This window comes from Streptomyces sp. PsTaAH-124, assembly GCF_000373685.1.
GTDB lineage: Bacteria > Actinomycetota > Actinomycetes > Streptomycetales > Streptomycetaceae > Streptomyces > Streptomyces andamanensis.
On sequence record NZ_KB892207.1, the window covers coordinates 14,101 to 32,617 of the forward strand.

The window sequence follows — 18,517 nt, forward strand, 5'->3', positions numbered from 1 at the left end:
GACCACGGCGGCGGGCAGACCTAACCCACCGGCACGGCCGCCCTGCCCTCGCCCAGCCGCTCCGGGGTGCGGGCCGCGAGGAAGGCGGTGCGCCGCCGCAGCCGGAAGCCCAGGGACTCGTACAGCCGGATGGCGCCGGTGTTCTGCGCGCCCGTGTGCAGGAAGGGGATGTCGCCGCGTTCGCGGATGCCGTGGGCGACGGCCAGGACCAGCCGGCTCGCCAGGCCCTGGCCCCGGTGCGCGGGGTCCGTGCACACCGCGCTGATCTCCGTGTACCCGGGCGGGCGCAGCCGCTCCCCCGCCATCGCGACGAGCGCACCGTCCCGGCGTATGCCCAGATAGGTGCCGAGCTCGATGGTCCGCGGCAGGAACGGGCCCGGCTCGGTGCGGGCGATCAGGCCGAGCATCTCCGGTACGTCGGCGGGGCCGAGGCGGACCGCCTCCGGGTCGGGGGCGGCGGCCAGGCCGTCGTCCACCAGCTGCACGCCCTCGACCTGGAAGGTGATCTCCCAGTCGGCCGGGACCTCGCCCCGGAACCCGGGCAGCGGGACCTCGGCGCCGGGCCCGGCCAGCGCGGCGAGGTCGGCCCAGTCGGCGTCGTCGGGCTCGTCGGGCAGCGCCAGCCAGGGCGAGACGTCCACGGGATAGCGCAGCACCCGGCCGCGCCGTTCGGCCAGGTGCGCGTGCGGTCCGGTCAGGGCGGCCAGGGCCGGGTTGTCCAGGACGTGTCCGCCGCCCCCGCCGGGTGCCGCGCCGCCGTGCGCGCTCACGCGGCGACCTCGATCACGACCTTGCCGCGGGCGTGCCCGTCCTCCACGGCGCGCAGCGCCTCCTCGGCCCGCTCCAGCGGGAAGGTCCGGATGACGTGCGGGTCCAGGGTGCCGCGGACCACGAGGCCCGCCAGCTCGTCCAGGACGGTGGCGGTCCGGGCGCGCCGCACCCACTCCCCGCCCAGCGCCTCGACCTCCTGCGGCGGCGCCCCGGCGGTGATCAGCTTGCGGCGGTCGGCCAGGAGGCCCGCCGCGTCCTTGAGCACCTCGCCGCCGATCAGGTCGTAGACGGCGTCGATCCCGTCCGGCACGGCCGTCCGCGCGCGCTCGGCCCAGCCGGTACCGGAGGCCACGTGCACCGCGCCGAGCGACTCGACGAAGTCCTTCTTGCCCTCGCTCGCCACGCCCACGGCACGCAGGCCGAAGGCGCGGGCGATCTGGAGGGCCGCCGAGCCGACTCCGCCGCCCGCGCCGGTGACCAGCACGGTCGCCCCGGCAGGCAGGGCGAGCTGGCGCAGGCCGTCGTAGGCCGTGGCCGCCGCGACGGGCAGTGTGGCCGCGTCGGTGAAGGAGAGTCCGGCGGGCTTGTGCGCGGTCACCGCGGCGGACAGCAGGGTGTACTGGGCGTAGCCGCCCGCCGCCGCGTTGCCGAAGACCTCGTCCCCGGGGGCGAAGCCGGTGACGCCCTCGCCGACCTCCTCGACCACGCCGGACGCCTCACTGCCGAAGACGATCGGGAAGACCGGCTCGCCGGTGTCGCCGGGGCGGCGGAATCCGTCGCGCAGCTTCCAGTCGACCGGGTTCACCCCCGCCGCGCGCACCGCGACCAGGATCTGGCCGGGACCGGGCCGGGGCCGGTCGATGTCCACCAGCGCCTCGGTCTCCGGGCCGCCGTACCGGGTGAAGACGTACGCCTTCGCCATCGCTCCCACTCTCCTTCGCCGTCTGCACGTCCACCGGCCGCGGAGGCGACCGCGACCGGCACGCCACCTGCAAGGAGGATCACCGGACGGCTATTCCCGGCGGCGCGGGTCCGGGCGCAGAGTTCACACGGCCGTCACGATGGGCGGCGTGCTCCCGGACGGGCGGCGTGCTCCCGGTGGACGGGCGGGCCGCCCCGCGGGCACCGGGGGAGGCCGGACCCTCCCGATCCGGCCGCCGCGCCCGCCGCGGATCCGAACAGAGCACCCCCGTGAGCGAGTTCGGATCCCTGTGCGCCGATGGCGCGATCCTGCCCGCGGGGGCTTCCGGCCCGCCCCGTAGGCTGTGATCATCGTTTGTACGTCTCTTCCCCCCGGCGGCGCCGATGTCATGGTTCGACCCCCCGCTCGACGAACTCCGCACGCCCGGCCCCGGCGTCCGCCGCGGTCCGGCCGGCGCGGGGCCGGACACGGCGAGGGCGTACGGCGCCGCCTTCGTGGCGGACGCGCGCGGCCAGCACCGGAGGACCGACCCGCCGAACCGGCCGCGGACCGGCGCATGAGCGGGCCGGACACACCCGAGCGCGCCCTGCCCAGGGCCCGCCGGGGCGACGATAAAGGGTCGGCGTGGGCGGATTTCGGTCGAACTGCGCGAACCATCTTCCGACTGGTTTAGACCAATGGTAGATGTGGTGGCGCAATGAGCCCACACGGCTACCGTACGTCATCAACAGGAGGCGCGGCATGGCCCGCACCACCCCCCACCACCGGCCCACGACCGAAGGAGCGAGCGAGGGACGGCCCCTTTACTGGAGAATCGCCACCCAACTGCTCGGCGAACTGCGCGCCGGCACCATTCCGCCCGGCGAACGGCTGCCGAGCGAACGGCACTTGGCCGCGCACTTCCGGGTCAGCCGGGAGACCGTGCGCCAGGCGCTGGAGGTGCTGCGGCGCGACGGGCTCGTCAGCACCGACCGGCGCGGCACCCATGCCACCCTGACCGGACTGCCCGTCGAGTCGTCCACGTACCTGGACTTCCCGGTGGGGGCCCGTTCCGCCGCCCCCGACGCCTGTGACCGGGCCACCGTGGCCTGGGAGACCCCGCCGCCGGAGCACGCGGCGGAACTGGGCATCGCACCGCTGCGCCCGACCCTCGTGCACCGCTACCGCTCGGCGACGGCGGACGGCTCCGGACTGCGTACGGCGGTGACATCGTTTTCCGCCGTGGCGCTCGCCGAGGTGGACGAACTGGCCCGCTACCGCGACCGCGCCGACGGCTCGTGCGCCGCCCAACTGCGCCGGACCTACGACTGGATGCGCCGGGCCGGCCTGACGCTGCACCACCGGGACACGATCACCCGGCTCGCGGACGGCCCCTCGGTGCGCGTGACCCGCCGTGTGCACGACCAGTACGCCCGCATCCTGGAGATCACCGACCTCGTGGTGGACGCCCGACAGGACGCGCTCGTCTACGAGTTCACGCTGCCGGCGGCGGGCTGAGCCACCCCGGCGCCACGCCCCGCGCCGTCAGCCGTGACGCGTCCGCCCAGAGGAAACCTTCCGCCTCGGGGCAGCCGCCCGTCCCGGGGCGGCCATCCGTCTCAGGGCAGCCGACGGGCCGCGATCAACCGCGCCCGTGGGCTGCCGTCGGCGCGCCGGCCGAATCCGGGCAGCGCGTGCAGTTCCGGACGGAGCCCGGCCCGCTCCAACTCGCGCAGCACGTCGCCGAAGCGGAACGCGCGGTAGTACATCACGAACGGCGGCCGCCACACCGCGTTGCGCACCCGCATCACCGCGTCGAACCCGAGCAGCGTCCAGAACGCCCGCGAACACGGCGGGGGCGGCGCGAACACCGGCAGCGCGAAGACCCCGCCCGGCCGCAGCACGGCGCTCACCCGCCCGAAGAGCAGGGGCAGTTCGGCCGGGACGAAGTGGCCGAGCGCGCCCAGGCTGACGACGAGGTCGAAGGCCGCGGTGAACGGCAGGGCACGCGCGTCACCGCGCACCCAGGAGACCCGGGGCCCGGTGTCCCCCGCGCCGCTGTCCCCCGTGCCGGTGGCCGCTGCTTCGGTGGCCCGCCCAGGGCGCCGCCGCGCGACGTCCAGCATGCCCGCGCTGAAGTCGACGCCGGTCACCGAGGTGCGGCACACCCGCCGCAGCACGTCGAGCCCGGCGCCGGTGCCGCAGCACAGGTCCAGTCCGTCGGTGTACGGCCCGGTCCGCTCCAGTACGGATCCCACGGCGTCCAGCACCGCGTCCGGGGTGCGGAAGGGGGTGTGGTCGAACTTGGGCGCGAGCAGGTCGTAGCCCCGCTCGACGGAGGACAGCGCCTGCACGGCGAGTTCACGGACCGTGGGACCTTCCGGGCTGAACATCCACGTCAGCCTAGCCCCCCCGATCCCCGGGCCCCGAGCACGCCACCGGCCCGGCGCCGGGCAGGACCCGCACCCGGCGCCGTCATGTGTGCGGCGCAGGGGGTGGCCAGGCCGGGGCGGGCGTGTTACCTTGCGAGAAGCACCTGAGTCTCGCCCCCGTTCGTGGGCGCCGGTGCGCTCTCTCCACCTTTCTTCTCTCAGCTGATGCTCCGACGCGTGACGCCGTAGCGGCCGACGTGTCCGGCTCCTCAGCTTCCCGCCGCCATCCCGTGGGCCACCGGGCAGCGCGTAGCGCGCCGGCCGGGCCCCGCACCGGGGTGGTGGTTCCGCCCGCGGTGTCCGGGCCGTGCCCGGCATCTCCCCGCGTGGCTCTTCTCCTTCCCGCACCTCCCTTGCTTCCCGCACCTTCCGTGCCCTCAGTCCCCGTCCGTGAAAGGACCACCGCCCATGACCGTCACCCTCGACCATCCCCCGGTGGACGAGCGGCCCGCAGCGGCCGCCCGGCTCGTCACCGGTGTCCTGGACATCGAGTCCGGCGGAAAGGGCCGTCTGCGCGGCCCCGACCTCCTGCCCCTGCCCGCCGATCCCCAGCTCCCCGCCGCTCTGATCCGCCGCCACGGCCTGCGCAAGGGCGATCTGGTCGACGCCGTACAGGGGGCGCAGCACACCGTCACCGGCGTCGCCCGCGTGAACGGCCGCGCCCCCGGTGAGCTGCGCGGCCGCCGCGGATTCCACGACCTGACGCCTCTGCACCCGCGCGAGCGGCTCCGCTTCGAACACCCGGCCGCCGGTCTCACCGGGCGGGTGGCGGACCTGATCGCACCCGTGGGCAAGGGGCAGCGCGGACTGATCGTGGCCCCGCCGAAAACCGGCAAGACCGTGCTGCTCCAGCAGGTCGCCGCCGCCGTCGCCGGCAACCACCCGGAGTGCCGGCTGATGGTCCTCCTCCTGGACGAACGGCCCGAGGAGGTCACCGACATGGTGCGCTCGGTGCACGGCGAGGTCTACGCCTCCACCTTCGACCGGACGCCCAAGCAGCACATCGCGCTCGCCGAACTCGTCGTGGAGCGGGCCAAGCGCCTGGTGGAGGCCGGTGAGGACGTCGTCCTCCTGCTCGACTCCCTGACCCGGCTGTGCCGGGCCCACAACAACGCCGCCGCCTCGGGCGGCCGCACCCTCAGCGGCGGCGTGGACGCGAGCGCGCTGCACGGGCCCAAGCGGCTGTTCGGGGCCGCGCGGCTGGCGGAGGAGGGCGGTTCGCTCACCATTGTGGCCACCGCGCTGGTGGAGACGGGTTCCCGCGCCGACGAGTTCTTCTTCGAGGAGCTGAAGAGCACCGGCAACATGGAGCTGCGGCTGAACCGCGAACTCGCCTCCCGCCGGATCCATCCGGCCGTCGACATCCAGGCGTCCGGCACCCGCCGGGAGGAACTCCTCCTGAATTCGGGCGAGCTGACGGCCACCCGGGGGCTGCGCCGTGCCCTGCTGAGCCGCGAGGGGCAGTCGGGTCTGGAGACCCTGCTGGAGCGGCTGCGCCGGACACCGGACAACGCCGCGTTCCTGCGCCAGGTCCAGCCGACTCTGCCGCACGACTGAACGACTGAACGGCTGGAGGGCCCGACGACTCGTCGGCTCAGCGGCCGGACGGCCCCCGCCCGCCGTGCGGCCCCGACCCGAACGGCCGTGGCAGCTAGGGCATCCGAGTGCTCGTCGCCCCGTTCGGCCCCCGGCAAGGTCACGCCTGTGCCGAACCGTCCCTACGTTTGCGATATGACGATCGGATTCTCTCTTCGGGCTGCCGTATCGACCTGCGCTGTCTGTGCGGCGGGCATGCTCATAGTGACCTCGCCGGTCGCGGCGGAAGGCCGGTCCGGCACGGATCCCGGGGCGCAGGGGCGGCCGAGCGCGACGGTGCCGCAGCCCGCCCTGCTGCGGCGCGAGGGCACGCAGGTCCGCCTCCGCTCCGGCGCGCCGGAGACGCCCGACGTCTCCGCGCTGTCCTGGGTGGTGGCCGACGCGGGCACCGGCGAAGTCCTCGCCGCGCACAACGCCCACGAGCAACTCCCGCCCGCCAGCACGCTGAAGACGCTGTTCGCGCTGACCGTGCTGCCCTCCTTCCCCAGCGGCATCCAGCACACCGTCAGCGCCAGGGAGCTGGCCGGGATCGGCGAGGGCAGCAGCCTGGTCGGGGTGGTCGAGGGCCACACCTACCGGGTGTCCGACCTGTGGCACGGTGTCTTCCTCAACTCCGGCAACGACGCCGTGCACGTGCTCGCCGCGCTCAACGGCGGCTGGACCCAGACCGCCCGGCAGATGCAGGCCAAGGCCCGCACGCTGGGCGCCATGGACACCTATGTCGTCTCTCCCGACGGCTACGACGCCGACGGCCAGGTCTCCTCCGCGTACGACCTGGCGGTGTTCGGACGCGCCGGGCTGCGCAACCCGGACTTCGCCCGCTACTGCTCCACGGTGGAGACCGCCTTCCCCGGCAACGGCGGCAGCACCTTCGAGATCGCCAACACCAACCGGCTGCTCACCGGCGCCGACGGGGTGGAACCGTACCCCGGCCTCATCGGCGTCAAGAACGGCTACACCACCAACGCGGGCAACACCCTGGTCGCCGCGGCCCACCACGGCCGGCGCACCCTGATCGTGACGGTGATGAACTCTCAGGAGGGCGAGGGCTTCGAGGTGTACGAGGAGGCGCGCGCCCTGCTCGACTGGGGCTTCGACGCCGCCGGGCACGTCGACCCGGTCGGTTCGCTCGACGGGCTGCGCCCGGTGGCGCACGAGGCGCGGAGCGTACTCCCCCACCCGGCCGCCGCCCCGCCGCCGGCGGCCCCCGCCGCCGCCGAGGAGGACTGGGCGCGCGACGGCGCCATCGCGGGAGCCGCGGGCCTCGGCGCGGGAGCGGTCCTGCTGGGCCTGCGCCGCAGGGCCCGGCGGCTCGTACGCGGCTGACGGGGACCGGTGGAACCGGCCGGACGACCGGCCCGGCGACCGCCGGGCACGCATCCCGCCGGGCGCAACCGGGTGAGCGAGCGGCGCGGACGGACCGCCCGCGCCCACCGCGTCCCGGCGCCCTCGTGCGGCCCCCTCTTGCCGTGCCCGCGTACCGTCCCCGCAGACCTCCGGCCGGTCCGGCCGGTCCGGGTCAGGCGCAGGCCGTGAGCGGGTCGGGAGCCGGGTCCGGGTCCAGCGCCCGTACGGGGCGCACCCGGCCCACCGGCACACCGCCGCCGAGCAGGGTCTCGCCCGCGAACTCGGTGAGCAGGGCCGGGTCGACACCGGCCCGGACGAGGGCGGTGGCGGCGACCGGTATCCGGGCCCGGTTCGCGCCGTCGGCGATCTTCACGGCGACGGCCCGGCCGTCGGGCAGCGCGGCGACCTGGACGCCCTCGAAACCGTCCTTGGCGAGCAGGCCGGGCACGGCCCGCATCAGCGCGGCCACGTCCCGGCCCGAGCCCGACGCCATCTCGGCGTGCTCGCGCATCGCGTCGGCCACACGCGCCTCGGGGGTGTCCGCGACCGCGGTGGTGATCCGGGCGGCGGCGCGGGCCAGGCCCTCCAGCGAGACCGCGAACAGCGGGGCGCCGCAGCCGTCGACGGTGACCCGGGCGACGCGCTGCCCGGTCAGGTCCTCGACGATCTCGGCAATGGCCTGCTGGAGCGGGTGGGCCGGGTCCAGGTAGTCGTCGAGCGACCAGCCGTTGAGGCGGCAGGTGTAGAGCATGGCCGCGTGCTTGCCCGAGCAGTTCTGGGCGAGCCGGGAGGGCAGCCGGCCCTCGCGCACCCAGGCGTCCCGGACGACCGGGTCGAAGGGCAGGTCGGGGACGTTGCGCAGATCGTCCTCGGTGAGTCCGGCCAGTTCCAGGATCCGCCGGGTCCCGGCGAGGTGGCGTTCCTCGCCGGAGTGGCTGGCGGCGGCCAGCGAGAGCAGTTCGCCCTCCAGCGGGAGCCCGGCGCGCACCATGGCGACGGCCTGGACGGGCTTGATCGCCGAACGCGGGTAGAAGGCCGCCCCGGGATCGCCGAGCTCGAAGGAGACCCGGCCGTGGGCGTCGAGGACGACGACGGAGCCGTGGTGGACGCCCTCGATCACTCCGCCGCGCACGAGGTGGGCGACGGGGACGTGGCGGGGTTCGCGGACGAGGGGTGCCTCGGCGGGGAAGCTGCTGTACATCACTGCCTGGATCACTGGTGGGTGGAGGGCGCGGCCTGCGTGGGGTTCACGCGTCGGCCCCGGTGGGCGTGGGTGCGGAGCGCACGATGTCGGTGAGGGTCGTCTCGACGCGGTCGAGGTGGTGGGACATGGCCCGCACCGCGGCCTCCTCGCTGCCCTCGGCCAGGGCCTCGACCAGGGCGCGGTGCTCGCGGTCGGAGTGTTCGCGGCGCCCGCCCAGTTCGTTGAGGAAGGCCGACTGGCGGGCCAGGGCGTCCCGGATCTCCTCGATGACGCGCCGGAAGACGGGATTGCGGGCGGCCTGCGCGACGGACAGGTGGAACAGGGTGTCCAGCGCGACCCACGCGGTCGTGTCGGTCTCCCGCTCCATGCGCTCCAGCAGGCCGGTCAGGCGCTCGACGTCCTCGGGGGTGCGCCGCCGGGCGGCGTACCCGGCGACGGGGATCTCGATGTGCCGGCGCACCTCCATGAGGTCGCTGGCCGCGTAGTCGCCGAAGGTGGGGTCCTCCACCGAGCGGGCGACGACGAAGGTGCCCCTGCCGGTCCGTGACACGGTCAGACCCATCGTCTGCAAGGCGCGCAGGGCCTCACGCAGCACGGGCCGGGAGACGCCGAGCGTGCGGCACAGCTCCGCCTCGGAGGGGAGCTTGTCGCCGACGGCGTAGCTGCCGCGCTCGATGGCGCCGCGCAGGTGGGTGAGCACCGCCTCCATGGCGCTGACGCGCCGGGGCACCGACCCACCTGTCTGGCTGTCTGACAGGTTCACCCTGCGATGGTCCGGCGCGCGGTACGGGGCTGTCAAGCCGCCGCCCGCGCACCCGCGCCGCCGCGGACGGCTCAGGCGTTCAGGACGCCCGCGCCCAGCAGGCCGAAGAGGAGCACGCCGATGACGATGCGGTAGAGGACGAAGGCGTTGAAGGAGTGCTTGGCGACGAACTTGAGCAGCCAGGCGATGGAGGCGTAGGCGACGACGAAGGAGACGACCGTGCCGACGGCCAGCGGCGCCGCGCCCACCCCGGCGCCCAGGGCGTCCTTCAGCTCGTAGATCCCGGCGCCGGTCAGCGCGGGGATGCCCAGGAAGAAGGAGAGCCGGGTGGCGGCGACCCGGTCCAGGTCGAGGATGAGCGCGGTGGACATGGTGGCGCCGGAGCGGGAGAAGCCGGGGAAGAGCAGGGCGAGGATCTGGGAGGCGCCGACCAGCATCGCGTCCTTGAAGGAGGTGTCGTCCTCGCCGCGCTTGTGCCGTCCCATCTGGTCGGCGCACCACATCACAGCGCTGCCGGCGATCAGCGAGCCCGCGACCACCCACAGCGAGCCGAGCGGCCCGTCGATCAGCGGCTTGGCGGCCAGGCCGACCACGACGATCGGGATGGTCGCGTAGATCACCCACCAGGCGAACTTGTAGTCGTGGTGGTAGCGCTCCTCGCGGTCGGTCAGGCCGCGGAACCAGGCGGAGACGATCCGCACGATGTCCTTGAAGAAGTACACGAGCACGGCGGCGATGGCGCCGACCTGGATGACGGCCGAGAACCCGACGACGGAGCTGTCGTCCACCGGGATGTCCATGAGCCCCTCGGCGATCTTGAGGTGGCCGGTGGAGGACACGGGGAGGAACTCGGTCACCCCCTCGACGACTCCGAGGACGACGGCCTGACCGACGGAGATGGCGCTCATGGGATCCAGTTCTGGGAAAGGGTTGGTCGACAGTGCTGTAGACGCTCGCGCGTCGCAGACACTCTTACTACGCCAAGGTGAAATCCCGGTGACGTACGGCCCCGGAGCTTCCCAAATCGAGCCGTTCGCGCGCGGCGGCGGTGCGGACGGGGCCCGCACCGGCCGGAAGAGGCCGGGCCTCACCCTAGCGCCCCGGCCCGCGCGGACCCGTCAGCGTTCCGGCCCGGGCACATCCGTCCGGGACGCCGCGGTCACCAGCCCGTCTCGAACAGCCGGGCCACCTCGGCGATCCGGGCCTCGTCCCGCCGGTAGTACGTGCGGCGGCCGGCCCGCCGGGTGCACAGCAGGCCGAGGTCGGCGAGGAGGGCGAGGTGCGCCTCGGCGGTGCGCCGGGGGACACCGAGGGCGGCGGCGACCGAGCGCGCGGTCGCCCCGTGCTCCGCCGGGGCCTTCAGCCACTCCAGGACCAGCAGCCGGGTCGCCCGGCCGGCGGGAGTCCGCAGCATCTCCGCCTCCTGTCGGTCGGCCGGTCCCGTCACCGGCGTCTCCCACTGTGGCGCGGGCCCGCCCGCCGCGTCCGGGAGTCGGGGGCCCTTGGCCGGTACCGGCTGGTGCGCGGGGGGTGCGAGGACGGCGCGAGAAGGGGGGCGGGTCGCGCGGACGCGGCGTGCGGGGGCGCGGACGCGCGGATGCGGCGCATACGGCACACGCGGGGCGCGCGCGAGGTGTACAAGGCGTGACGGGAGCATGTGTGCGCGCCCGGAGCAACCGGTCAGGATCCGAGAAGTCGTGCGCGCTCCCCCGCCCTACGGTGGAACCACCGCCGCACCCGCCGGGTCCGGCCGACACCGAGGAGCACACCATGACCGAAGGACTCAGGACGATCGTCTACCCCGTCAAGGACCTCGACCGGACCAAGCCGCTGTTCCGCGCGCTGCTGGGGGTCGAGCCGTACGCCGACGAGCCCTACTACGTCGGTTTCAAGGCGGCCGGCCAGGACGTCGGTCTCGATCCGAGCGGCCACGCCAAGGGCATGACGGGTCCGGTGCCGTACTGGCACGTGGACGACATCCGGGAGCGGCTCGCGGCCCTGCTGGCGGCGGGCGGCGAGCTGCTCCAGGACGTGCAGGAGGTGGGCGGCGGCCGGAGCATCGCCTCGGTCAAGGACCCCGACGGCAATCTCGTCGGACTCGTCCAGGACGCGTGAGCGCCGGCCGCCGGGCCCCCGGGGGTCAGGCCCGGGTGCCCAGCAGGGTGCGCACCCCCTCCGAGGTGAGCGTCAGACCGTGCGGCGAGCTGGCGTCTATGGTCAGCGACAGGTCGTCGGCGGGCCACTGGGACGCGAGGGCGCCCAGGGGCACCAGCCGGTAGCGGGAGATGAAGGGCAGCAGCTCGGACATCTCCAGTTCCGAGGTGAAGACCGGGACCACGGGCACCCCGCCCGGCTGTTCCAGGACGGGCAGCGCCACCGCCGAGGGATCGGTGGCGTCCTCGTCGCTCACGTCGTCCGGCACGGGAACCAGCACGTCGCTGCCGGCCAGTGTGTCCAGTGCCCCGGTGTCCTCGGCGTTCTCGGCGAGCACGTCCAGCGCCTGCTGGGCGGGCGTGGCGGTGTTGTCGTTCGCGGGTGTCTCCATGGCGGGTTCCCTGGTCGCGGCGGTGATCGGTCGTGGGGGCCGGCGGGGCGCGGCGGCCCCGGCACGGTTCTGCTCGCGTACCCGACCACATCCCGCGCAACCGTCCCGCCCCGCCCTTCTCACCTCCCATCCGCACGGCGACTCCCGCACGGCACGCAGGAGGGCTCTCCGCGAGCTGTGGCGCGGAGAGCCCGAGGGGGCTCACTTCCGAACCCCGGAGCCTCCGGGTAACCACGCGCGGCGTGCCGATGCGCCGCGCGTTAGGCGGGGACCGGTTCCGGCGGGCGGGCCGGGCGGGTCAGCGGGTGTCGCCGCGGGGGCGGACCCAGTCGAGGGACCGCTCGACGGCCCGCTGCCAGCTCTCGTACTCAAAGGCGCGCCGCTCGGGGTCCATGGCCGGCAGCCACTGACCGGCCCGGTGCCAGTTGTCGCGCAGGACCTCCAGGTCGGACCAGTAGCCGACGGCGAGCCCGGCGGCGTAGGCCGCGCCGAGCGAGACCGTCTCGGCCACCAGGGGCCGCACCACCGGCACGTCGAGCACATCGGCGAGCAGCTGCATCAGCAGATGGTCGGAGGTCATGCCGCCGTCCACCTTGAGCCGGCGCAGCGCGAGCCCGGAGTCGGCGTTCATGGCGTCGACGACCTCCCGGGTCTGCCAGGCGGTCGCCTCCAGCACGGCGCGGGCCAGATGGCCCTTGGTGATGTACGACGTGAGGCCGACGACGACTCCCCGGGCGTCGCTGCGCCAGTGGGGTGCGAACAGGCCGGAGAACGCGGGGACGATGTAGCAGCCGCCGTTGTCCTCCACCGTGCGGGCCAGCGTCTCGATCTCGGGGGCGCTGCCGATCAGGCCGAGCCGGTCGCGGAACCACTGCACCAGGGAGCCGGTGACGGCCATGGGCCCTTCGAGGGCGTAGACGGTGGGCTCGCCCGCGATCTTGTAGGCGACGGTGGTGAGCAGGCCGTGGCGGGAGCGCACCAGGTCGGTGCCGGTGTTCATGAGCAGGAAGCTGCCGGTGCCGTAGGTGCACTTGGCCTCGCCGGGCGAGAAGCACGTCTGGCCGAACAGGGCGGCCTGCTGGTCGCCGAGCGCGGCGGTGATGCGGACGCCGGGGAGCAGCGCGCGGGCCTCGCCGTAGCTCTCGGCGGAGGAGCGGATCTCGGGCAGCAGGGCGCGCGGGACGCCGAAGAAGTCGAGCAGTTCCGGGTCCCAGGTCAGGGTGCGGATGTTGACGAGCATGGTGCGCCCGGCGTTGGTGGGGTCGGTGATGTGCAGGCCGCCGTCGGTGCCGCCGGTGAGGTTCCAGATCAGCCAGCTCTCCATCGTGCCGAACAGCACCTCGCCGCTGCGGGCGCGCTCCTCCAGGCCCTCCGTGTGGTCGAAGAGCCAGCGGATGCGGGGCGCGGAGAAGTAGGTGGAGGGGGGCAGGCCGCAGCGGTCGAGGAAGAACTCGTCGCCGGGCCGGTCGCGGAGCGCGTCGACCAGCGGTGCGGTGCGGGTGTCCTGCCAGACGACGGCCCGGCCCAGCGGCTCCCCGGTCCCGCGGTCCCACAGCACCGTCGTCTCCCGCTGGTTGGCGATGCCGATGGCGGCGATCATGCCCGCGTCCGCCCCGGCGCTCTCCAGCGCCTCGGGGACGACGCGCTGGACGTTGCGCCAGATCTCCACGGCGTCGTGCTCGACCCAGCCGGGCCGCGGGAAGTACTGCTGGTGCTCCCGCTGGGCGACCGAGCACAGCCGTCCGCGGCGGTCGAACAGGATGCACCGTGTGGACGTGGTGCCCTGGTCGATGGACATCACATACCGGTCAACCATGGTCGGGCCTGCCTTCCGATGCGTCGCGCGGGTGCGGGTCCTGCCGGGCTGTCTGCGGCGGCCTCGCACGGGAGACCTGCCCGGATCTACCAGCGGGCCGCCCCCAGGTCCCGGGAGATCGCCCGCGCGGCCTCCCGGAGCAGGGCGACCAGCGCGGGCTGCGGTGTGCCCCTGGGGTCGCAGATCCGTTCGACCGGACCGGAGAGGCAGACGGCGCCCACCACGAGGCCGCCGTGCCCGCGGATGGGCGCGGCGATCCCGGCGTCCCCCATGGCCATCTCCTGCACCTCGGCCCCCCAGCCGACCTCGCGGATCGCGGCGAGCGCCCGGTCCAGGTCCGCGCGGTCCACGAGGGTGTGCCGGGTGTAGGCGGCCGGTCCGTCCGCGGTCGGCGGGCCGAGGGTGGCCGCGCCGTAGGCCAGCAGGACCTTGCCCAGCGAGGAGGCGTGCAGCGGCAGCAGCGCGCCCACGTCCAGGGTCTGGAGGGTGTCGTCGGGCCGGAACACATGGTGGATGATCAGGACCTGGCCCTCCAGCGGGGTGCCCAGCCGGACCGCCTCGCCGCTGCGGGCGGCCAGTGCGTCGGCCCAGTTGATGGCGCGCGAGCGGAGTTCGTTGACGTCGAGGTAACTGGTACCCAGATGCAGCAGTGCCGCCCCGAGCTGGTATTTTCCGGTGGTCTCGTCCTGCTCGACGAAGTCCACGTGCTGAAGGGTGCGCAGGATGCCGTGAGCGGTTCCCTTGGCCAGCCCGAGGGAGGACGCCACTTCGCCGAGCCCCAGCCTGCGGGGCCCGCCGGCGAGGAGGCGCAGGATCGCCGCGGCTCGTTCGATCGACTGGACGGGTCCGGCCATGGGGCGATATTAGTCCTGTTTGCCCCGCTCAGGACTGTCGTTCGGCAATGCCGACCGCCGTTCATTGACCTGCGGGGCATTCGTTCCTTAGCGTGACATGTCGCGTCGGGTCGGATCGAAGCCCGGGGCAGGTCCGAGGAGGAGGGCACATGACCGTAGCGCAGCTCGACGCAGCGCCCCACGGGGAGGTCGACCACGCCTTCCCCCTGCTGCACACGCCCGGTGCCGTGTCGGCGGTACGCCGCCGTGTGCACCGGCTGCTGGGCGGCTGGAACCTGCCCGCCGAGGCCGCCGACGACGTGCTCCTGGTCGTGTCGGAGCTGGTCACCAACGCGCTCGTGCACGCCAGGCCGCCCGCGACGCTGCGGCTGTGGCGCGTCCCGGTCGACGGCCACGGCGCCGTCCACGTCGAGGTGAGCGACCTCGGCCCGGCGGCTCCGCCCACCCCCGGCGCGGCGCCCGACCCCGACGAGCACGGCCGCGGTCTCGGCATCGTCACCGCGCTCTCCGCCCGCTGCGGCGTCCGGGCCGACCGGACCGGGACCAGCCGCTGGGCCGAGGTCCTCGCCGGCTGAGGTCCGCCCGGCCCGGGACCCACTCGGTCCGAGACCCACTCGGTCCTGGACCCGCGCGCCTCCGGATCCGCACCGCCCGCACCCCGTGCCCGGCACGGGCCCGTCCCGGGTCAGCCGGCCGTCAGATCGGTCCGCGGGTCGATCACCCAGTGGTTGCCGCGCAGCACCCGGCCCGCGAACGGCACGTCGCACGCGCCGAGCAGCCTGAAGCCGAGGGAACGGCAGATGCCGTTCGAGGGCGCGTTGTCCGTCGCGGGGAACGCGTGCACCGCACCCCAGCGGTCCTCGTCGCGCGCCCGTTCGAGCAGTAGCCGGGCCGCGCGCCCGCCCAGGCCGCGCCCCTGGAACTCGGGCAGCACCATCCAGCCGATCTCGGAGACCGGGCCGTCCCCCGTGTCGTGGGACCAGATGGTCACCGACCCGGCGACCGCCTCCGGACTCCGGGAGCCGGGGACGATCATCTTGATCCACGCGGTGTCCGCCGCTGCCTCCGCGGCGTCCCGGCGCACCTTGTCCGCCATACCGGCGGCCAGCAGCGGTCCGCCGAGCCCGGCCGTCATCTCCGGGTCGCACCGCATACGGAGATACGCGCCGACGTCGTCCTCCCTCACATCGCGCAGGTACACGAAGCCCTCCCCGGTGGTGGCCGTAGCGGGGCACCCTGCCGCAGGGCGGGTACCGCCGTCCGTGTCATGCTGCCCCGTGTCCGTCCCGCGCGCACCCGGTTCCCGGTACGGGGCCGGCCGGCGCGGCGCGGAGCGAGAGCGAGGCACAGACCGAGGGAAGGCGTCCGTTGAACACCGGCAGCACGGCACCCGACAGCTACTACGTCCGCACCGACGAGCACCGTTTCAAGCCGACCGCCCACGCGAGCGGGGCCTGGGACGAGACGGAGCTGCACTTCAGTCCGCTCGGGGGCCTCGTGGTGCACGCGATCGAGGGGTATCTGGCGGACCGGGGGCCGGGCGGGCTGCTGCTGTCGCGGATCAGCTACGACATCCTGGGCCGGCTGGCCCTGGAGGAGTGCGAGATCCGGGTGGAGACCGTCCGGCCGGGGCGGACCATCGAGCTGCTGGAGGCCGTGGTGCGTGTCGCCGGGCGCCCGGTGGTTCGGGCGCGGGCCTGGCTGCTCGCGCCGCAGGACACCACGGGCGTCGAGGGCGGCGCCGACGACCGGCTCACCCCGCCCGAGCGGCTCGCCCCGTGGCCGATGGCCGACCACTGGCCCGGCGGCTACATCGCCTCCCTCGACGTCCGCCCGCTCGCCCCGCCGCGGCCGGGCCGCGCCACCGCCTGGGTCTCCACCCCGCTGGCCCTGGTGGCCGCCGAGCCCAGCTCCCCGCTCGCCTCCTACCTGGCCCTGGTCGACACGGCGAACGGCATCGCCGTACGGGAGTCGCCCAAGGAGTGGATCTTCCCCAACGTCGACCTGACCGTGCATCTGCACCGCCGTCCCGAGGGCCGCTGGACCGGTCTGGACACCACCGTCGTCTTCGGTCCCACGGGCCAGGGCGTCACCAGCACGGTCCTGCACGATGTGCACGGGCCGGTCGGGCACGCCCAGCAGATCCTGACCGTGCGGCCGGTGCCGGGCGCCTGACCATGGACCCCGGGCACGTGCCCGTCCGTCCGTCAGCGCGACGGCACGAGCGGCAGGTCGTCCGTGTAGCCGTTGACCGGCCGGTCGATCGTCCGGACCGCGCGGGCGTCGAGCGCGGCCGCGGCCGACGCGGTGCCCAGGGTGCCGCCCGGGTGCCAGGTGCCGGTCACCGAGACCCAGGTGTTCGCGGGCGGCGCGGCCCCCTGGACGCGCACCTTCACGGACTGGGCGTCCGCCGCGCAGCAGTTCAGGATGATCCGGGTGAGGTACCAGCTGTCCCGGTGTCCCTTGTCCGGCGTGACGAACCCGGTCAGCAGGACCGTACGGCCGCGGACGGCCTGGGTACGGTCCTGCTGCACCCGGCGGGTGAAGTCGCTGAGCGTCAGCGGGAGCGGTGAGGTCGCGGGCAGCGGGTCGAAGCTGCTCTGCCGGTCGACGGCCCGGGGCGCCTCGCGGGAGGCGGTGTACGCGCCGAGGGCGGGCGGGGCCCAGAAGAGCAGGCTCAGGGCGGGCAGGAACAGCAGCCAGGCGACGCGCGGCGCCCGGGAGTGGTCGTGTCCGTGCCCGCTCCCGGCCCCGTGCTCGGGCTTGTGCTCGGGCTCGTGCTCGGGCTCGTGCTCGGGCTCGTGCTCGTCGTGCGTCGCCCCGTCATGTCCCGTACGCCGCTTCGACGGCCACGCCTCCGCGACGCCCAGCAGGAGCAGCAGCACCCCGGAGGCGATCAGCAGGGGCCGCATGCCCTCCTTCACATAGCGCAGGAAGAGGTCGGTGAAGAGCGAGGCGTGCAGCAGGCCGAGGCCGCTGAGGACGAGCAGGGCCACCTGGAACGGGCGTTTCACAGCAGGAATCCTCCGACGAGCGTGCTGCACACGACGGCGACGACGGCGGTCGCGGTGGAGAAGCGCGCCGCGAACGCCTTTCCGAAGGTGCCCGCCTGAAGCGCGATCAGCTTGAGGTCGACCATCGGGCCGACCACCATGAACGTCAGCCGGGCCAGCGGCGAGAAGCCGGTGAGCGAGGCCGCGACGAACGCGTCGGCCTCCGAGCAGACCGCGAGCAGCACGGCGAGCCCGGCGAGGAACAGCACCGAGAGCCAGGGCGAGCCGGAGAACGTGTCGAGCACGGTGCGCGGCACCGCCACGTTGAAGGTGGCCGCGGCCATGGCGCCGAGCACCAGGAAGCCGCCCGCGTGCAGGAAGTCGTGCTGGAAGCCGCGCCGGAACTCCGTCCAGCGGCTGTGTCCCGGCCGGTGGCCGGTGTGCCGGGCCGTCGGCCGCAGCCACTCCTCGCGGCCCAGGAAGAGCCAGAGCCAGCCCATCGCGGCGGCGGTGACCAGGGAGGCGACCAGCCGGGCCAGCACCATGGCGGGGTTGCCGGGGAAGGCGATCGCGGTGGCGGTCAGCACGACCGGGTTGACCGCCGGGGCGGAGAGCAGGAAGGCGAAGGCGGCGGCCGGGGTCACGCCCCGGCTGATCAGGCTGCCCGCGACCGGTACGGAGGCGCATTCGCAGCCCGGCAGGACGACACCGGCGATCCCGGCCACCGGGACGGCCAGCGCGGGGCGCCGGGGCAGTACGCGGCTGAACACGCGGTCCGGCACGAAGGCGTTGATGGCACCGGACAGGACGGTGCCGAGCAGCAGGAAGGGCGTGGCCTGCACGGTGACGGCGAGGCAGACGGTCCGCCAGGCCTCCAGCGCCTGCCCGTCCGACCAGCGGCCCACGGCGAAGACCATCACACCGGGCAGGACGGCGGCGCCCAGCAGCAGGAGCGGCCAGGACCGGGGCAGGCCGCGCGCGGCCCGTTCCCCGGCGGCCGGCGGCGCCGGTGGCGCCTGCGCCTCCGCATCCCGTACGTCTGTGTTCTGCATCCCCGGCTCCGAACCTCGCTGTGTGCGCACGAACATAGCGGGCTCCGGCCCCCGCCCCGGGTGCGGGACGCGCCGGGAGACGGGTCGACGGCGGCCCGGTCGTCCGTGCGGCGAGGCCGGGCCGAAGGACGCACTCCCCCGGCGACGGGGCCGCCGTCACCCGGATCCCACCGACCGCCCCCGACCCCAGGGGCTACTTCACGGATTCTTCACTTTGCCACCATGACTCCGTCACGCCTTGTG

Annotated in this window: 19 protein-coding genes; 6 read left to right on the forward strand and 13 right to left on the reverse strand. The window is 74.4% G+C overall.

Features of this window, described 5'->3' with window-relative positions; translation table 11 throughout:
• Positions 1-20 precede the first annotated feature (20 nt).
• Positions 21-770 carry a GNAT family N-acetyltransferase gene (locus B086_RS0133725; RefSeq protein ID WP_018570852.1) on the reverse strand — a complete coding sequence of 250 codons (750 nt, stop codon included), beginning with the start codon at positions 768-770 and terminating at the stop codon, positions 21-23.
• Positions 767-1,693 carry an NADP-dependent oxidoreductase gene (locus B086_RS0133730; protein WP_018570853.1) on the reverse strand — a complete coding sequence of 309 codons (927 nt, stop codon included), beginning with the start codon at positions 1,691-1,693 and terminating at the stop codon, positions 767-769. The genes B086_RS0133725 and B086_RS0133730 overlap by 4 nt, the downstream gene beginning before the upstream one ends.
• A 741-nt stretch (positions 1,694-2,434) precedes the next feature.
• On the opposite strand from B086_RS0133730, the gene B086_RS0133740 reads away from it, so the two are divergent.
• A complete protein-coding gene (locus B086_RS0133740; RefSeq protein ID WP_018570855.1) occupies positions 2,435-3,190 on the forward strand; it encodes a GntR family transcriptional regulator in 756 nt (251 codons plus the stop codon).
• A 101-nt stretch (positions 3,191-3,291) separates the two neighbouring features.
• On the opposite strand, the gene B086_RS0133745 is transcribed toward B086_RS0133740, so the two are convergent.
• Positions 3,292-4,065 carry a class I SAM-dependent methyltransferase gene (locus B086_RS0133745; RefSeq protein WP_018570856.1) on the reverse strand — a complete coding sequence of 258 codons (774 nt, stop codon included), beginning with the start codon at positions 4,063-4,065 and terminating at the stop codon, positions 3,292-3,294.
• Positions 4,066-4,512: 447 nt separating this feature from the next.
• On the opposite strand from B086_RS0133745, the gene rho reads away from it, so the two are divergent.
• Both rho and B086_RS0133755 read left to right on the forward strand, forming a co-directional pair.
• On the forward strand, positions 4,513-5,661 hold the full coding sequence (rho, locus tag B086_RS0133750) for a transcription termination factor Rho (RefSeq protein ID WP_018570857.1): 1,149 nt from the start codon (positions 4,513-4,515) through the stop codon (positions 5,659-5,661).
• Positions 5,662-5,835: 174 nt separating this feature from the next.
• Positions 5,836-7,026 (forward strand): D-alanyl-D-alanine carboxypeptidase family protein, encoded by a 1,191-nt coding sequence (locus B086_RS0133755; protein WP_037874367.1) that lies wholly within the window; start codon positions 5,836-5,838, stop codon positions 7,024-7,026.
• A 193-nt stretch (positions 7,027-7,219) separates the two neighbouring features.
• Here the strand turns inward: B086_RS0133755 and B086_RS0133760 are convergent, their stop codons facing one another.
• The 4 genes from B086_RS0133760 to B086_RS0133775 all read right to left on the reverse strand — a co-directional run bounded on the left by B086_RS0133760 (position 7,220) and on the right by B086_RS0133775 (position 10,428).
• A complete protein-coding gene (locus B086_RS0133760; protein WP_018570859.1) occupies positions 7,220-8,248 on the reverse strand; it encodes an asparaginase in 1,029 nt (342 codons plus the stop codon).
• A gap of 46 nt (positions 8,249-8,294) precedes the next feature.
• Positions 8,295-9,014 (reverse strand): FadR/GntR family transcriptional regulator, encoded by a 720-nt coding sequence (locus B086_RS0133765; protein WP_078531274.1) that lies wholly within the window; start codon positions 9,012-9,014, stop codon positions 8,295-8,297.
• Positions 9,015-9,085: 71 nt separating this feature from the next.
• A complete protein-coding gene (locus tag B086_RS0133770) occupies positions 9,086-9,922 on the reverse strand; it encodes an undecaprenyl-diphosphate phosphatase (RefSeq protein WP_018570861.1) in 837 nt (278 codons plus the stop codon).
• Positions 9,923-10,173: 251 nt separating this feature from the next.
• Positions 10,174-10,428, reverse strand: coding sequence for a hypothetical protein (locus B086_RS0133775; RefSeq protein WP_018570862.1), 255 nt, complete (start codon positions 10,426-10,428; stop codon positions 10,174-10,176).
• 356 nt (positions 10,429-10,784) lie between these two features.
• Between B086_RS0133775 and B086_RS0133780 the strand changes: the two genes are divergently transcribed.
• Complete coding sequence (locus B086_RS0133780; protein WP_026253045.1) at positions 10,785-11,129, forward strand: VOC family protein; 345 nt, start codon at positions 10,785-10,787, stop codon at positions 11,127-11,129.
• 25 nt (positions 11,130-11,154) lie between these two features.
• On the opposite strand, the gene B086_RS0133785 is transcribed toward B086_RS0133780, so the two are convergent.
• From B086_RS0133785 to B086_RS0133795, 3 genes are all read right to left on the reverse strand, one after another.
• Positions 11,155-11,559, reverse strand: a complete 405-nt coding sequence (locus B086_RS0133785; protein WP_018570864.1) for an SseB family protein — start codon at positions 11,557-11,559, stop codon at positions 11,155-11,157.
• 298 nt (positions 11,560-11,857) lie between these two features.
• A complete protein-coding gene (gene glpK, locus B086_RS0133790) occupies positions 11,858-13,375 on the reverse strand; it encodes a glycerol kinase GlpK (RefSeq protein WP_026253046.1) in 1,518 nt (505 codons plus the stop codon).
• An 86-nt stretch (positions 13,376-13,461) separates the two neighbouring features.
• Positions 13,462-14,229 carry an IclR family transcriptional regulator gene (locus tag B086_RS0133795; RefSeq protein ID WP_018570866.1) on the reverse strand — a complete coding sequence of 256 codons (768 nt, stop codon included), beginning with the start codon at positions 14,227-14,229 and terminating at the stop codon, positions 13,462-13,464.
• A 149-nt stretch (positions 14,230-14,378) separates the two neighbouring features.
• On the opposite strand from B086_RS0133795, the gene B086_RS0133800 reads away from it, so the two are divergent.
• Positions 14,379-14,804 (forward strand): ATP-binding protein, encoded by a 426-nt coding sequence (locus tag B086_RS0133800; protein ID WP_018570867.1) that lies wholly within the window; start codon positions 14,379-14,381, stop codon positions 14,802-14,804.
• Between the two features lie 110 nt (positions 14,805-14,914).
• On the opposite strand, the gene B086_RS0133805 is transcribed toward B086_RS0133800, so the two are convergent.
• On the reverse strand, positions 14,915-15,430 hold the full coding sequence (locus B086_RS0133805; protein ID WP_018570868.1) for a GNAT family N-acetyltransferase: 516 nt from the start codon (positions 15,428-15,430) through the stop codon (positions 14,915-14,917).
• Between the two features lie 167 nt (positions 15,431-15,597).
• Between B086_RS0133805 and B086_RS0133810 the strand changes: the two genes are divergently transcribed.
• Positions 15,598-16,404 (forward strand): thioesterase family protein, encoded by an 807-nt coding sequence (locus B086_RS0133810; RefSeq protein ID WP_018570869.1) that lies wholly within the window; start codon positions 15,598-15,600, stop codon positions 16,402-16,404.
• Between the two features lie 32 nt (positions 16,405-16,436).
• On the opposite strand, the gene B086_RS0133815 is transcribed toward B086_RS0133810, so the two are convergent.
• Both B086_RS0133815 and B086_RS0133820 read right to left on the reverse strand, forming a co-directional pair.
• Positions 16,437-17,243 carry a TIGR03943 family putative permease subunit gene (locus B086_RS0133815; protein ID WP_018570870.1) on the reverse strand — a complete coding sequence of 269 codons (807 nt, stop codon included), beginning with the start codon at positions 17,241-17,243 and terminating at the stop codon, positions 16,437-16,439.
• Positions 17,240-18,274, reverse strand: a complete 1,035-nt coding sequence (locus B086_RS0133820) for a permease (protein WP_018570871.1) — start codon at positions 18,272-18,274, stop codon at positions 17,240-17,242. Before B086_RS0133820 ends, B086_RS0133815 begins: the two co-directional genes overlap by 4 nt.
• Between the last annotated feature and the right edge of the window lie 243 nt (positions 18,275-18,517).

Excerpts from the sequence above, each read along its gene's own strand:
- B086_RS0133730 (WP_018570853.1), bottom strand. The coding sequence starts at position 1,693 with ATGGCGAAGGCGTACGTCTTCACCCGGTACGGCGGCCCGGAGACCGAG.
- B086_RS0133740 (WP_018570855.1), top strand. The coding sequence starts at position 2,435 with ATGGCCCGCACCACCCCCCACCACCGGCCCACGACCGAAGGAGCGAGC.
- B086_RS0133745 (WP_018570856.1), bottom strand. The coding sequence starts at position 4,065 with ATGTTCAGCCCGGAAGGTCCCACGGTCCGTGAACTCGCCGTGCAGGCG.
- rho (WP_018570857.1), top strand. The coding sequence starts at position 4,513 with ATGACCGTCACCCTCGACCATCCCCCGGTGGACGAGCGGCCCGCAGCG.
- B086_RS0133755 (WP_037874367.1), top strand. The coding sequence starts at position 5,836 with ATGACGATCGGATTCTCTCTTCGGGCTGCCGTATCGACCTGCGCTGTC.
- B086_RS0133760 (WP_018570859.1), bottom strand. The coding sequence starts at position 8,248 with ATGTACAGCAGCTTCCCCGCCGAGGCACCCCTCGTCCGCGAACCCCGC.
- B086_RS0133770 (WP_018570861.1), bottom strand. The coding sequence starts at position 9,922 with ATGAGCGCCATCTCCGTCGGTCAGGCCGTCGTCCTCGGAGTCGTCGAG.
- B086_RS0133775 (WP_018570862.1), bottom strand. The coding sequence starts at position 10,428 with ATGCTGCGGACTCCCGCCGGCCGGGCGACCCGGCTGCTGGTCCTGGAG.
- B086_RS0133780 (WP_026253045.1), top strand. The coding sequence starts at position 10,785 with ATGACCGAAGGACTCAGGACGATCGTCTACCCCGTCAAGGACCTCGAC.
- B086_RS0133785 (WP_018570864.1), bottom strand. The coding sequence starts at position 11,559 with ATGGAGACACCCGCGAACGACAACACCGCCACGCCCGCCCAGCAGGCG.
- glpK (WP_026253046.1), bottom strand. The coding sequence starts at position 13,375 with ATGGTTGACCGGTATGTGATGTCCATCGACCAGGGCACCACGTCCACA.
- B086_RS0133795 (WP_018570866.1), bottom strand. The coding sequence starts at position 14,229 with ATGGCCGGACCCGTCCAGTCGATCGAACGAGCCGCGGCGATCCTGCGC.
- B086_RS0133800 (WP_018570867.1), top strand. The coding sequence starts at position 14,379 with ATGACCGTAGCGCAGCTCGACGCAGCGCCCCACGGGGAGGTCGACCAC.
- B086_RS0133820 (WP_018570871.1), bottom strand. The coding sequence starts at position 18,274 with ATGCAGAACACAGACGTACGGGATGCGGAGGCGCAGGCGCCACCGGCG.